Here is a 14,068-nt window from a genome sequence, read left to right on the forward strand (position 1 = left end):
TTCCTCCTTTATAGTTGGAATGTTTGATACAAAACGAATATGGTGTTATAATGCCTCCATTTATTATGAGAATATATTAAGAAGCACGTTACACTCACCTGTACTAAATGGTGGCAGTGCGGAGCCGGAATTTTGGATGCTTTCTCGATTAAATCCGTAAATACCTGATAAATCGATTATCTTAGTCACGAAGCCCCGTCTCCCCTGTCCTACATACAAAAAGAGACCACAACGTACACAGCAATTGCTATGCATTTATGGTCTCTCAAAATCACCTAGCCGACTATTAACTTAACTTAATTATACAATATCTTCCTCATTTTAGAAAGGAGAATGTAAGATTAGAATCCATACTTTTCGCCTCGTCTAATATTTCTTTTAGGTTAAGAAACGAATTGCAGATTTAAGCTTGCATTTTTTTCGGTGTTGCTCGTTTACGCACTGTTTTCTTTTGTCTTGTCCCTTCTGGCTTCGTTTTGTCGATTGAAGCTTGCAGCGCTGCCATTAGATCGGTCACATTTGAAGTTTGTGGTGCTTTCATTTTTGAGGTAACTGTTTTTTGTCCAGACTTTTTTGATTCAATCAAATTCATTAAAGCTGTTCGATATTCGTCATGATATTTATCAGGATCAAAATCAGTCGTTAATTGATCAATTAATAAAATCGCTGTATCTAATTCTTTTTTTGTAACCTGCTCTTCTGCAGGGATATTCGGTACATCTACAGTAGACCTGACTTCATCAGGATAGTGAATCGTTTCCATCAAAAGAGTATTTTCTAATACCCGAATAACAGCCAATTGTTCTTTTGAACGAATAATAATCTTCGCTAGACCGACTTTTCCTGAAGTTTCTAACGCTTTTCTCAATAATGCATAAGCCTTCACTCCGCCTTCGTTTGGGCTCATATAATAACTTCGATTAAAATAAATAGGGTCAATTTCCTCAATTTTTACAAAATCAATTATTTCAACAGCTTTATCTTCATTTTCTTTTTTTAACTTTTCTAACTCTTCGTCTGGAAGGACAACAAATTTTCCTTTTGTGTACTCATAAGCACGAACTATATCATCTTTTCCTACTTCTTTATCACAAATAGGACAAACTTTCTCATATTTTATTGGTGAATGACATTCTTTATGAAGAGTACGTAATGAAATATCTTTGTCTTCTGTAGCAGCATGTAATTTAATTGGAATATTAACCAACCCAAAGCTAATGCTCCCTTTCCACATTGTATGCATAACAATCACCTTCTTTTTTACCGTTAGTGTTCCATACTTTTTGAGATTTTCCTGTGAAAACTTTTGCCAGTGTAAGAATCAGTTGATTGTTAAGAATAAAAGTAAATAATGTTTGGATTAAAAGGGGATGGATTTTAATGAAACCGATGCTTCCAACGTATCACCCACAAGCTCCTACCGGAAGTCAATGGAATTACGAGCCAAAGTATGATGGATTTCGGGGTCAGTTAACCATTAGAAAGTCCAGCATTTCGCTATTAAGTAGAAATGGCAAGGAATTACTCCCACAATTCCCTGAAATTGAAGACTTCATAGAAAACTTGCGACCATTATTACATGAACATTTACCTCTTGCGCTTGATGGCGAACTTGTTTGGCTTGAAAATCCGCTTAAAGCCAATTTTCAAGCTATTCAATGGAGAGGTAGATTACGGCGTACAAAAACCATTGAAGAAAGTGCCCAAGCTTCACCGTGCAGATATATAGCTTTTGATATTCTGATGCATAAAGGAATTTCACTAATCAACTTAGAGTATACGATCAGAAAACAGCAACTGCGGGAATTTTTTCGTAACATAGAATGTCCTTTATTCCCAAAACCAAATTCGAATCAACTTTTACAATATGCTCCCAACAGTCTTGATTTACCTTCAATTGCAGAGCAAATCCTATTACATGATGGTGAAGGTATAGTAGCAAAACAAATTAAATCAGTATGGTCTGAGGGAAAACGGTCTAGCGATTGGATTAAAACAAAAAATTGGAAAACAACTCACTGTTTCATTACTTCTTATCATGAAAATAACGGATATTTTTCATTAGGGGTATTTAACGATAAAACCATTTGTGAGATTGGACAAGTGAAGAATGGTTTTTCTGCAGAGGATTATCGCATTTTAGTAGAACTGGTGAAGAAGAATGCCCATATGCATTCTAGTCCTTCTTTTTATATCCACCCTTCTATTTGTATTGCTGTCCATTTTTTGCACGTTTATGAAGAAATTGAGTTGCGGGAACCACAATTTTCTCATTTTTTATTGGATAAAAGTCCTGAAGATTGTCTATGGGAAGATTTTATTATTTCCCAATTTACTTTTCCTGAAAAACTGGCCATTACATCACCTCTCAAACCGCTTTGGACTTTAGAAAATGGCTCTTTTACCAAACTTCAATACTTACAATACTTAAGAGAAGTTTCTTCTTGGATGCTTCCCTATTTAGAAAATCGCTTACTAACCAGTATTAGATATCCACATGGTGTAATTGCCAATGATAAATTTTTTCAAAAAAACGTTCCAGACTATGCACCAGATTTTGTTCATACAATCCCAGAAAATAATCATAACTACATTGTATGCAAAGACTTGCAAACACTAATTTGGCTTGGGAACCAGCTTGCGATTGAATTTCACACACCTTTTCAAGCTGCTGGAAATTCAATGCCGGACGAGCTTGTCCTTGATCTTGACCCTCCCTCTGAAGAGCAGTTCAACCTAGCTGCAAAGGCCGCATTGGAGATATATCAAATACTAAAGCCTCTTGGTATCTTTTCATTTATTAAGACTTCAGGAAATAAAGGACTTCAAGTGCATATACCATTACCTAGAGAGACTTTTTCGTACGAAGATACGAGGGTTTTCACTAAATTTCTTGGGGATTATTTAACAAGTACATTTCCTGATGACTTTACAATAGAACGCTTAAAAAAAAATCGATATCAGCGTTTGTATCTTGATTTCGTTCAACATCATGAAGGGAAAACAATCATTACACCTTATTCAACTCGCGGTAATAGTTTTGCTGGAGTGGCTACACCACTGTTTTGGGAGGAATTAAGCGAAGGTGTTCATATTAGAAATTACAACGTCTCAAATGTACCTAAACGAATAAAAAAACATGGTTGTCCGTTTAAAGAGTACAATTTTGTTCGGGTACAGCAACCATTTTCGGAAATTCTAGAATTTCTGAAACGGAAAAAAGAATAAAGTGTCTAAAAAAATGGTCTGACCTCACACTCAATACATCGTATATTGTACCATGTATACAAATATAAACGATTTTTAGTAGATGTGGGGCTGACCTTTTTGTTATGAGACAATCCCTCCAAATTGTTCCTACAATACAGTTTGTAAGTATGTCTTAACTTCACTTTGGAAAGCTGTATACAAAGCTGTTTCTTTGTCATACCGTACTTCATGCAGAAGCTTGAATTCTTCGCACTTATTAAGTTCTAATACAATGGATGCTTTATATTCATAAGTGCCATTTCCAATTAAGTCAATCCAGTTCTTTTTGGAATTTTCATGAAAATGAACCACGCATTTCACTTGCCCACCATTATTATAAACGGAAATTTCTCTTTCTGTTTCATTAAAACCATTCAAACAGGTCACAAGGCTTGCAGCTGACATCGCCGTTCCGCAAGCATTCGTAAATCCAACCCCACGCTCATACGTCCGGACAAAGATTGCACCAGTCTCTAATCGTTTTACAAAACTGACATTTACTCCATCTGGAAATAATTCATTTGGACTGTTTACAAATTGCGATAATTTTTCTTGAACATCGGAATCAAGAACATCTTGTTCAACAATCGAGACCAAATGTGGATTCGGGACTGCCAATGCTGTAAATTTTAATGTTTCGGATAGCTGCACAAGTGGTTCATTGATCAGTGTTTTTTGATTAATGGATAATGGCAATGACTCCACATTAAAAAGGACTGGAGAAATCTCAACTTTAAACGTTGGAATTCCTTGATATAAATCCGCTGTTTTTTCAACAGCTAAATCGGCTTTCATCGTTTCAATTAATAGTTGTTCTTTACCGAGTTTCTCGCAAACAAATCGTGCTACGCAACGTAACCCATTGCCACACATACTTGCTTCAGATCCATCTGCATTAAATACACGCATACGTGCGTCAGCTTTCTCACTTCTCAGTACAAATAAAATCCCATCTGCTCCAAGTAAACCCTCTCGCTTGCATAATGCTTGTGCCAGGCGTTTTCTATCAGCTTCTGTAAACCGATAATTTTTCGTAAGTTCATCTATCAATAAAAAATCATTACCAGATCCATGGCACTTTAAAATATCAATTATCATTGATAAACTCCTCTCAAACTAAAGTAAATCTGTATGTAAAATGCTTTTATATAATACTTCAGCCTCGTAATAAAATGAAAGCAATAGTTTATCCAATACTAAATTCTCGTAACAATAAGTGCCCGATATAAAAACCAAGGTGACCAATTTCCACTGTAGAATATCAAGTGTCTTACTTATGTAACAACTGATATTAATGTGGAAATCAGACACCTAGTTAGTAGCATATTTTTAACTAATTACTCCTATAACAAAGTAAACAAGAAATAAAGTTGCAATAAAATACATCGGCTTAGATACTTGTTGAGCTTTGCCCGCAGCAATCTTTAATACAGGATATAAGATAAATCCAACAGCCATACCATCAGGAATACTAAGTGTATAGGGAATCATGACAATAATCATTATGGCTGGGATACTTTCTGAGAAATCAACAAAGTCAAGATGTTTAATATTCGAAAGCATTAATATACCAATAATGATTAATATTGGAGCGATTGCACTGTTTGGGATCACTTTAATGACAGGTACAAACAATAAAGAGAAAATAAACAGAATTCCTGTAACAATAGATGTAAATCCAGTACGTCCACCAGTTGCAATACCAGCAGCTGTTTCTACAGTTGCAACTGGCGGACTTGACCCGAATAATCCGGAAAGAAGCACAGAGATTCCAGTTGCTTGAAACGCTTTTTTGTATCGATCAGGCTGGCCAACGCTATTCACATATCCATGAACAAGTCCAATATTCTCAAATACAAGCACCATAGTCATTGAAAAAACAGCAATCCAAAATTCGAAACGATGGATTTCTACAAAAGTAAGAGCAAAGAAAACGCCTTTATACTCGCTAACCTCTGGAACTGTGAAAGTAATGTCTGTCAGATTAATTGTTCCACAAATGTATGCAATCACGGTTCCAATTATAATTGTAAGTAGAAAATTGCCCGGTACATTGCGAATAAAAAGCACAAAAGCAAGGATGATTGTCAAAGTCGTCGCAATGACTTCAGCACTTCCAAAATTACCCACCTGAAGAAGTGTTGCGGACCCAGCTGTAATCAGCCCTCCTTTTTCCAATCCAAGAAACAGGAGAAACAAGCCAAGTCCAATTGAAATCGCTTCTTTTAAAGAAGACGGGATACTTGCATTGATCACTTCCAAAAAACGTGAATATGCAATAGCAACGAATATAAGTCCTGACACAGACACACAAGCGAGCGCTGATTGCCATGTTAGGCCCATTCCTTGCACCATCGTGTATGCAAACATTGCATTAATTCCCATGCCAGGTACAAGGATAATTGGCATATTTGCATATAGGCCCATGAAAATACAACCTATTGCAGAAATAAAAATCGTTGCAAGAATTGCTCCATTCAGAGGAATTCCCGCCTCTGAAAGAATCATTGAATTAACAACGATGATATAAACAATCGTGAAATAGCTAACAAGACCAGCCATTACTTCACGTTTTCCAGTTGTACCGCTTTTTGCAAACTTAAAGTAAGATTCTAAGATTGTTTTCTTCATTTTGCATCCTTTTAGTTATTTCCCTCGCCCACCCATTTGCAGATGTGACAAACTACACACTGTGAGTTTATCAAAAATTCACTAAGAAACTAATCATCTAATTATTGACATAAAATCAAAACTCTTCTCCCAATGGAACGTGCACTCCTAAACAAATAAATTAAACTATTTTTTATTTATGTAGATCTATGTAACCATCTACTATTACATCTAACTTGCCTGTATCAGGTGCGATAACAAGACCATGTACTGCAATACCTTTTGGCATCAACGGGTGGTTTTTAATAATATTAACACTGTTTTTTACACTTTCACTTACATCATCAAACCCACGCAACCATTTCTTTACATCAATTCCTGAGTTTTCAATTGTATTAAGTGTTTCAGTTGTAATGTCGCGTTCCTTCATTTCTTCAATCATTACATCTGCATTTATCGCTGCCATGCCGCAATCATGGTGTCCGACAACGAAAATTTCATCTGTTTTCAGTTCATAAACAGCAACAAGCATACTACGCATTACACTTCCAAATGGATGAGAAACTGTTGCACCTGCTGTTTTAACGAATTTCACATCGCCATTTTTTACATTCATCGATTTTGGTAATAACTCGACAAGACGAGTGTCCATACAGCTAAGTATAAGTAATTTTTTGTCAGGAAATTTGTCTGTTGTGAATTTAACATATTCTTCCTCTTCGACGAATTTTTGATTAAAGGTAATAATTTCTTCTAATAAACTCATCATTTCACCGCTTTTTCTATAGAATTCTTAAATTATAACAAAACATTTGACCATTCGCATAAATAAAGTTTCAATTCCTACTATTTATTTGAGGGTCACCTCGTCAATTCGAAACATGGTGAAAGAGCGCGGATAATAAACCGAACGTCACAAGTTTATCTTCTAAATCTGCTTTTTCATGAAAAGTTAAAATGGGCATATTAGGGTTTTTAAATAGTTTACCCCATTCCCGCGGCATCCATCCTGTTTGAAATGAAGCAAGTTTTTTTCCATTGTCCACTTTCAAATGAAATGAGCTTAATCCTCCAATATTAATTGGAATCCATTCTGTTCCATCTGGTTTTGAAATCATCCCTGTTGTTTTAAGAAAAGCTACTTTCGCATTTTCTTTATAACGTCCAATTTCATTTCCTTCATGATCCTTCACTATCATATTGCTCCACAAACCTGACCCTGTCTGAAATTCAGCAAGTCTATTTCCTAAACAATCATATAACCCGAAACGTTTTGGCATAAACATCGATACTACATTTGGCAAAAGCCACTTGTACCAAGACATATCTTGATCTCTTATTTCCCCTACAACAGCACCATCTTTATTAAAAAACTGCATTCTTAAGCTCGGTGCCGGCAGAAAGGCAAGCAACAAATGCTCTGAGTCAAAAAGCTGCATGCTTTTAGACTGGATATATACTTGCGAATCTCTCATGTGCTTCTCATACAATCGAAAACGGATATAATAGTTCATACTAAGAAGAATAAAAGGCAAGGTTAGCCAAAGGATTTTCCCAGCCATTACTCCTGAAATATGCAACACAAAAAAGAGAATCGCAATGATTAGTGAGATCATGGCTGCATAAAAGGAAATTTTCGCTGATTTTTCGTAATACTTCTGAATATCCATTCTGTCTCCTCCATGGGCTATGTTCATAATTGGAAAACGGCAATTTTTTTAAACGTACGCTAACTACTTGTCCAATTAGTTTATTCAAAAAACGATCTATTAGAATGAGATTTTTGGCTTAAACAGAGGTAAAACTAAAAAGGGAAAAATCGGAAAATGGTAACTGGACTTTTGCTTCAAAATTTGGATAATCCCATAAGTAGAAATAGGTAGTCTGCCCTCTTAGCTACTATTTACAGCAATGAATGTGTCGTAAACACACTAGAAACTGGAATTGAGTAAGAGGGCTGACCCTTATCGAAGTGTTTATAACAAACGAAATATGAATGGAATCTTATACTCAGTACCTTCATATGCTTTCACAGCGCCAATAATCGTAAAGATAAAGGCTGCAATAGCTACAACTGGAACTAACACAAAACCAATTAATATAAAAAACGTGAGCGAAGCAATAAATGTATAGATTGTATAAGAAATAAGGAAATTCAAATATTCCCTTCCATGATAATCTATAAATTTAGAAGAATCCTTTTTAATTAGCCAAATGATTAATGGACCAATAAAAACTGTAAAAAAACTAATTAAATAAATTAACATTGCCAAAAACTTTTCATCTTGATTCGGCATCAAAATCCCCTCCTCTTTTATCCTACTCTTAACGGGCAATATGCCCCTCACCTAAAAGTTTCTGTGGATGCAAAATTAATATTGGTGCGGGATTAACTGCCCATTAAGGTCCGATTGGTGAGATACAGTGAAACTTACCGCTATGATCTAAAGAGTTTAGTTGAGGCCCATAAGGTATGGGTCACTCAGACGAAAGACTAAAGGAAGCGGTGTACTTAGGCTATGTTCGTTGAACCTTTGTTCGTACTGTCGTTTGATCGAAGCAAAAGCGAAGTCTTAGCGACAGTAGAATGGGACTAACAATCATTAGGAAAACCTTCCTACTGATTGAAGTCTCACTTTATCCCCTCTCTATTTTATACGAATTTTCCCGAAAAAGTTTCACTTTGAATAAAAATTTTATTGAACATGTTCAATGTAGACAGGCATACATATTAAAGTAATGATTGTCTGTAGTGAACTAAAAGTGAGGTGAAGCTTTTGTTAAATGATATTCACGCTGTTATTCTCGGACTTATACAAGGTCTAACAGAGTTCCTTCCTATTTCAAGTACAGGTCATTTGTACTTAGGAAGGCATTTATTCCATTTAGATGAGGCTGGTATCTACCTTGATACAATGTTGCATATTGGCACTCTTTTAGCACTGCTCGTTGTTTATAAAGGTGAACTCAGTCGTTTAATTAAAAAGCCTTTTTCAAAATTAACTGCATTGCTCATTGTCGGTACGATACCTGCTGTCGTTGCAGGGGTTCTTCTCAATGACTTGTTTGACACATTATCCAAGACAGGTGTGACAGTTGGCTGGGAATTTCTTGCTACAGGATTTATTTTATGGATAGCTGACAATTCTCGTAGAGGCTCTAAAAACCTTGATGAAATTTCTATTCAAGATGCCTTTATTATCGGAACCTTTCAAGCTTGTGCCATTATGCCAGCTCTTTCTCGTTCTGGTTTAACGATAGCCGCAGGCCTTTTATGCAGGCTTGATCGCCCAACTGCTGCCTATTTTTCTTTTTTACTATCGATTCCAGCGATCAGCGGCGGAATCATCTTCCAATTGAAACCAGTCATCACAGGAGCAATCGACCCTTTACCGTTTTCAACACTATTTCTCGGCACACTCTCTTCCGCATTTTTCGGCTATTTAGCCGTGATGTGGATGATTAATTTTTTAAAAAGAAAATCTCTGAAAATCTTTTCTATTTATGTTTGGACATTAGGTGGGCTGATTTTATTTCTTCAATATACAGGAAAATTTTAGCCACTCGTTCAACAGCAAAATAGACTGAATTTGCTAAAAATGAACAACTAATTGTTCATAAAATTCTTTTTTGGTGAAGTAAGTTAATATCCCATAAAATTGTTGAAATTTGTTGAAAAAAAAACAGCAAAAACCTATTTTCTTTTTAAACTTTTTTTAGTATTATCTTTTTAGGATATTTTGTTTTTAATATTGCTGGAAAATAAAAATAGGGAAGGCAAATGGTGCGCCACCGGTTTCCGGTTCTAGTGGGTTCGATTCCCACCCCGAAATTTTTTGATGAATGACTAAAAAATTTCGAGGGTGAGAGCAGGTATACACTAGGACTGCCCTCAAACGGAGGGACGGAAATGTTAAAAAAGAGAGACTTTACTGATTGTTATCCTCTTTATGAAATTATGACGCATCCAGATGTCTTCCCTTTCGTGCGCCAAAAAGTAGATTCCTATGAAGAGTATCTATTCGTCACGAAACAAACGATGGAAGCAGAAGAAAAAGGCGAATTGATTTCAAGAACTATTACCGATGAATGGGGTACACCTATTGGTACCATTTCATTATTTGATATTGAAAATCAAGCTGGCTTTCTAGGAACATGGTTAGGGAAGCCTTACCATGGTAAAGGCTATAATTCTATGGCAAAAGAAGCATTTTTTAATGAGGTTTTTTTTGAGCTTGGTATCGAAACTGTTTTCATGAGAATAAGAAAGCAAAATTTACGGTCCATTAAAGCTGCAGAAAAATTACCTTACGCATTAAAAGCGAATGAATCCCGTAAATATTTATATGAGCAATTAAATATGCAAGGTGATATATATGATCTTTATGAAATACCGAAAGATCTTTATAATCTTCATGTTCTACGACAGGATGAAGACGATACTCAACATTTATTAGAAGCATAATTTAAGTAAAAAAATCAGTGAAGAAATTGCATCTTTCGCCGATTTGTATAGTTACGCTTTGTAACAAGAAAAACAAGCATGGATGAGAATCCATGCTTGTTTTTCTTATATTTCCGTTTCAATTACTACTTGATAAAGCGAAACTTCAATCAGTGGGGGGTTCTTCATCCCCCACTGATTGTTCAACTTATTACCGGATTTCGGCATATATACTTCATATTAGTAATTATTTTTGAAGCTGTAGGAGCAACTCAAACATCTCTGTTCCAGTTTTAAACGGACGTTTTTGATGCATTTTCGCTTTATATTGTGGTGATTCATCCACTAAATGATCAAGCGTGTCAGAAAAAGCCTGATATGTTAGACTTTCCTCTTGAATAACTTTGCAAAAACCTTGATTTTCAAAGCTTGCTGCATTTAAAATTTGATCCCCTCTTGAAGCGTTGGCACTAAGTGGAATGAGAAGCATCGGTATTTCAAGCCCAAGAAATTCATAAATAGAATTTGATCCCGCACGAGATACGACTACATCGGCACAAGCTAGCATATCGAATAATTCCTCATGAACATATTCAAATGGCTGATACCCTTTCCTTCGTAGATCTTCTTGAACATTTCCTTTGCCGCAAATGTGAATAATCTGGTAGAACCCTAATAAATCATCAAGATTTTCCGTTATAAGGTTATTAATTTTGACAGCACCCAGGCTTCCACCCATCACAAGCAAAACGGGCTTACTTTGATCAAAACCACTTCTCTCTCTGCCTCTTAGGGCATCCCCCTTAAAAATTCCATCTCTAAGAACAGCACCAATATAAATGGATTTTGATTTAGCAACATGTTTTTCTGTTTCTTCAAATGTCGTAAATATTTTCGAAGCAAATGGCATTGCCAGTTTATTCGCTAATCCAGGAGTATAATCGGATTCATGGATAAACACAGGGATTCTTAACATTTTTGCTGCTAATACGACAGGTACTGAAACGAAGCCGCCTTTTGAAAATACGAATTCAGGGCGAATTTTTTTGAGAATTTTTCGTGCATCGAAGATTCCTTTTATAACTCGAAACGGATCTTTTAAATTCTCCAATGACATATATCTTCTCAACTTTCCAACTGAAACCGTTTGATAGCTGACGGTTGGAAATTCTTTTGCAATGATCTCTCTTTCGATTCCTTTTTCAGAGCCTATATATGTAACTTCCCAATTATTTTTCAAAAATTCAGGGATGATTGCTGTATTGACAGAAACATGTCCAGCAGATCCTCCACCTGTAAACACTATCTTCTTTTTCATATGATTCACCTTCCAAAGCCAAAAATTTCTACCCCTCATAATACCACATCTTCAGCTTATACACAGCGTAAATCTTTTCAATCTGAATAAAAACAGGCCAACAGCCCCAAACTTTTGTTTATAATATGATATTTTTTCTCATCCCTTTCAGGTACTGCAACTTATGTTATAATTCTATCATTGTGCAAAAAATTAATAAATCGAGGTAATATTATGCGAAAAACTAATACAACACATGGGAAAATCCGCCAGTTATTCATCATCTTATTCCCGCTTCTCATCACACAACTTAGTTTATACGCGATGTCCTTCTTCGATATAATGATGTCCGGAAGATACAGTACTGCTGATGTTGCAGGGGTTTCAATCGGCAGCTCATTGTGGATGCCCATTTACTCAGGATTAGGAGGAATACTACTAGCAATCCCACCTATTATTTCTCAACTAATTGGAGCAAAAGATATAAAAAAGGTACCTTTTAATATCATTCAAGCGATCTATTTGGCCCTCGCTATTGGAGTTGCTATTACAATAATCGGATTCATCTTACTTAACCCTATTTTATCAATGATGAATCTAGAACCTGCCGTGGAGCAAGTGGCTCATTCCTTTTTAGTAGGGCTCGGATATGGCATCTTGCCACTTTTTGTATTTAATGTTCTTCGTTCTTTCATGGATGGTCTTGGTCAAACGAGAATTTCAATGCTCATCACATTATCAGCGCTACCGATCAATATTACTTTTAATTATTTTTTAATTTATGGTAAATTCGGATTCCCTGAGCTAGGGGGAGTCGGTTCTGGTTATGCTACAGCCATCACCTATTGGCTGATTTTTATCATTGCCTTAATAGTAGTAGTGAAGGTAGAGCCTTTTGCGTCCTATCGAGTTTTTAAAAGGTTTTATCGATTATCTCTTAAAAGTTGGAAAACCCTCCTTGTCATCGGTTTACCGATTGGTTTTTCAATCTTTTTTGAAACGAGTATTTTTGCAGCCGTTACTTTGTTTATGAGTAGTTATGATACGATTACAATTGCTTCTCACCAAATTGCTATGAACTTTGCTTCATTTCTTTATATGGCTCCATTGAGTATCTCGATGGGATTAACAATTGTAGTAGCTTTTGAAGTTGGCGCAAAACGGTACAGTGACGCACGTGAATATAGTAAAATCGGCATCTCTATTGCAGTTATATTGTCCTTAATCTGCTCTCTTGTCATTTTCTTTTTACGGGAGCAAGTTGCTTCAATTTATACAGATGATCAGGTTGTCATAAAATTGACAACTCACTTTTTAATCTATGCGATCTTTTTCCAAATTTCAGATGCTTTCCAAGCCCCAATCCAAGGAATTCTTCGCGGGTATAAAGATGTGAATTTTACATTCTTTATGTCATTAGTTTCTTACTGGGTTATCGGGCTTCCGTTTGGATATACACTTGCAAACTTTACGGATTTAGGCCCATTTGGATATTGGATTGGTCTTATTTCCGGCCTGGCAATAGGCGCAATTGGATTATTGGGTCGCCTGCTATACTTGCAAAAAGTTAAGTATCCATCGACACAGAAAAGTGTCTAAAAAGTTTTTCCTTCCCACTAATAATCTAGTTTTACTTCAAAGATTACTTACTTCGATGTTGTCTTTTTCAGACAACATCGACATAATTTATGCCCTTCACATCTAATAGCTATTCCACTCCAAAAAATGAATCTACTTCTTGAATGGACATTCCTAAACGTTACCCTAAAGAAGGCTTTGGCATATTATAACGTAAATCATTTGTTATTAAGTCTTGTGTGGTCCTTAACGGATAAGAAATGAGGTGTACAAATGTTTCCGTGGAGTTCCCTATTCTCTTTTCAGAAAAATAGTTCTGATAAAATCAAGCATTTGAATCCAAATGATATTCAATCGTTCATGAATCAAATCTTTTCACAAGCTATGCCAGATCAGATGCAACAGTTCATGAATCAACAAAACCAAAGCGCTGAATCTGAATCACGTACCCAACAGAACACTCCTTCAGATGGGAAACTACAAGCAGCGGTATTTGAAACACATTCAGATGTTTATGTTCGCATCAATATTAAAGATTCATCATGTATTAGACATTTAAAAATCTATCATACTTCAAATCAGCTTATGATTGATGGCATTCCAGGTTATGAAGAAAAATTTGTTACTACCCTGCCCTCCATCGTGAAGAAAAAAGGAACAACTGCGCAATACAAAAATGAAACACTAGAAATTCGGCTTGCAAAGCAACAAGATATTCAGTTTTCTGAAATAGACGTCTCAGAAATTTAATGAGACGTCCATTTCAGAAAAAATTCTGTGTTAAATTTCTTAGTTCCATACAAAACGAATATGGCGTTAAAACCCTGCCATTTACCATGATGGTCAAACCCTAGCACGATACACTTGCCTAATCACAATAATAGCGGTGC

At 35.8% G+C, this 14,068-nt stretch carries 13 protein-coding genes; 5 read left to right on the top strand and 8 right to left on the bottom strand.

Annotated elements, in window-relative coordinates:
* Positions 1-63 precede the first annotated feature (63 nt).
* Both HNP81_RS24335 and ku read right to left on the bottom strand, forming a co-directional pair.
* On the bottom strand, positions 64-189 hold the full coding sequence (locus tag HNP81_RS24335) for a hypothetical protein (protein WP_281384506.1): 126 nt from the start codon (positions 187-189) through the stop codon (positions 64-66).
* A gap of 214 nt (positions 190-403) precedes the next feature.
* Positions 404-1,243, bottom strand: a complete 840-nt coding sequence (ku, locus tag HNP81_RS14265) for a non-homologous end joining protein Ku (RefSeq protein ID WP_182503096.1) — start codon at positions 1,241-1,243, stop codon at positions 404-406.
* Between the two features lie 137 nt (positions 1,244-1,380).
* Between ku and ligD the strand changes: the two genes are divergently transcribed.
* Positions 1,381-3,228: a DNA ligase D gene (gene ligD / locus HNP81_RS14270; protein ID WP_182503097.1), complete on the top strand. Its 1,848-nt coding sequence runs from the start codon at positions 1,381-1,383 to the stop codon at positions 3,226-3,228.
* 129 nt (positions 3,229-3,357) lie between these two features.
* On the opposite strand, the gene dapF is transcribed toward ligD, so the two are convergent.
* From dapF to HNP81_RS14295, 5 genes are all read right to left on the bottom strand, one after another.
* Positions 3,358-4,347 carry a diaminopimelate epimerase gene (dapF, locus tag HNP81_RS14275; RefSeq protein WP_182503098.1) on the bottom strand — a complete coding sequence of 330 codons (990 nt, stop codon included), beginning with the start codon at positions 4,345-4,347 and terminating at the stop codon, positions 3,358-3,360.
* 231 nt (positions 4,348-4,578) lie between these two features.
* Positions 4,579-5,880, bottom strand: a complete 1,302-nt coding sequence (locus tag HNP81_RS14280) for an NCS2 family permease (RefSeq protein ID WP_182503099.1) — start codon at positions 5,878-5,880, stop codon at positions 4,579-4,581.
* 172 nt (positions 5,881-6,052) lie between these two features.
* On the bottom strand, positions 6,053-6,625 hold the full coding sequence (locus tag HNP81_RS14285; protein WP_028391433.1) for a beta-class carbonic anhydrase: 573 nt from the start codon (positions 6,623-6,625) through the stop codon (positions 6,053-6,055).
* 103 nt (positions 6,626-6,728) lie between these two features.
* On the bottom strand, positions 6,729-7,529 hold the full coding sequence (locus HNP81_RS14290; RefSeq protein ID WP_182503100.1) for a hypothetical protein: 801 nt from the start codon (positions 7,527-7,529) through the stop codon (positions 6,729-6,731).
* A gap of 306 nt (positions 7,530-7,835) precedes the next feature.
* Positions 7,836-8,156, bottom strand: coding sequence for a DUF4870 domain-containing protein (locus tag HNP81_RS14295; protein ID WP_028391435.1), 321 nt, complete (start codon positions 8,154-8,156; stop codon positions 7,836-7,838).
* Positions 8,157-8,636: 480 nt separating this feature from the next.
* On the opposite strand from HNP81_RS14295, the gene HNP81_RS14300 reads away from it, so the two are divergent.
* Positions 8,637-9,419, top strand: a complete 783-nt coding sequence (locus tag HNP81_RS14300; RefSeq protein WP_182503101.1) for an undecaprenyl-diphosphate phosphatase — start codon at positions 8,637-8,639, stop codon at positions 9,417-9,419.
* 350 nt (positions 9,420-9,769) lie between these two features.
* Entirely contained in the window at positions 9,770-10,324 is a 555-nt protein-coding gene (locus HNP81_RS14305; RefSeq protein ID WP_182503102.1) for a GNAT family N-acetyltransferase, read from the top strand.
* 226 nt (positions 10,325-10,550) lie between these two features.
* On the opposite strand, the gene murG is transcribed toward HNP81_RS14305, so the two are convergent.
* On the bottom strand, positions 10,551-11,621 hold the full coding sequence (murG, locus tag HNP81_RS14310; RefSeq protein WP_182503103.1) for an undecaprenyldiphospho-muramoylpentapeptide beta-N-acetylglucosaminyltransferase: 1,071 nt from the start codon (positions 11,619-11,621) through the stop codon (positions 10,551-10,553).
* Between the two features lie 213 nt (positions 11,622-11,834).
* Here murG and HNP81_RS14315 point away from each other — a divergent pair, with 213 nt between their 5' ends.
* Both HNP81_RS14315 and HNP81_RS14320 read left to right on the top strand, forming a co-directional pair.
* Positions 11,835-13,199, top strand: a complete 1,365-nt coding sequence (locus HNP81_RS14315; RefSeq protein ID WP_182503104.1) for an MATE family efflux transporter — start codon at positions 11,835-11,837, stop codon at positions 13,197-13,199.
* 252 nt (positions 13,200-13,451) lie between these two features.
* Positions 13,452-13,928, top strand: a complete 477-nt coding sequence (locus HNP81_RS14320) for a hypothetical protein (RefSeq protein ID WP_028391440.1) — start codon at positions 13,452-13,454, stop codon at positions 13,926-13,928.
* Positions 13,929-14,068: the final 140 nt, after the last annotated feature.

The sequence above is a fragment of the Peribacillus huizhouensis genome, from assembly GCF_014138605.1.
GTDB classification, from domain to species: domain Bacteria; phylum Bacillota; class Bacilli; order Bacillales; family DSM-1321; genus Peribacillus; species Peribacillus huizhouensis.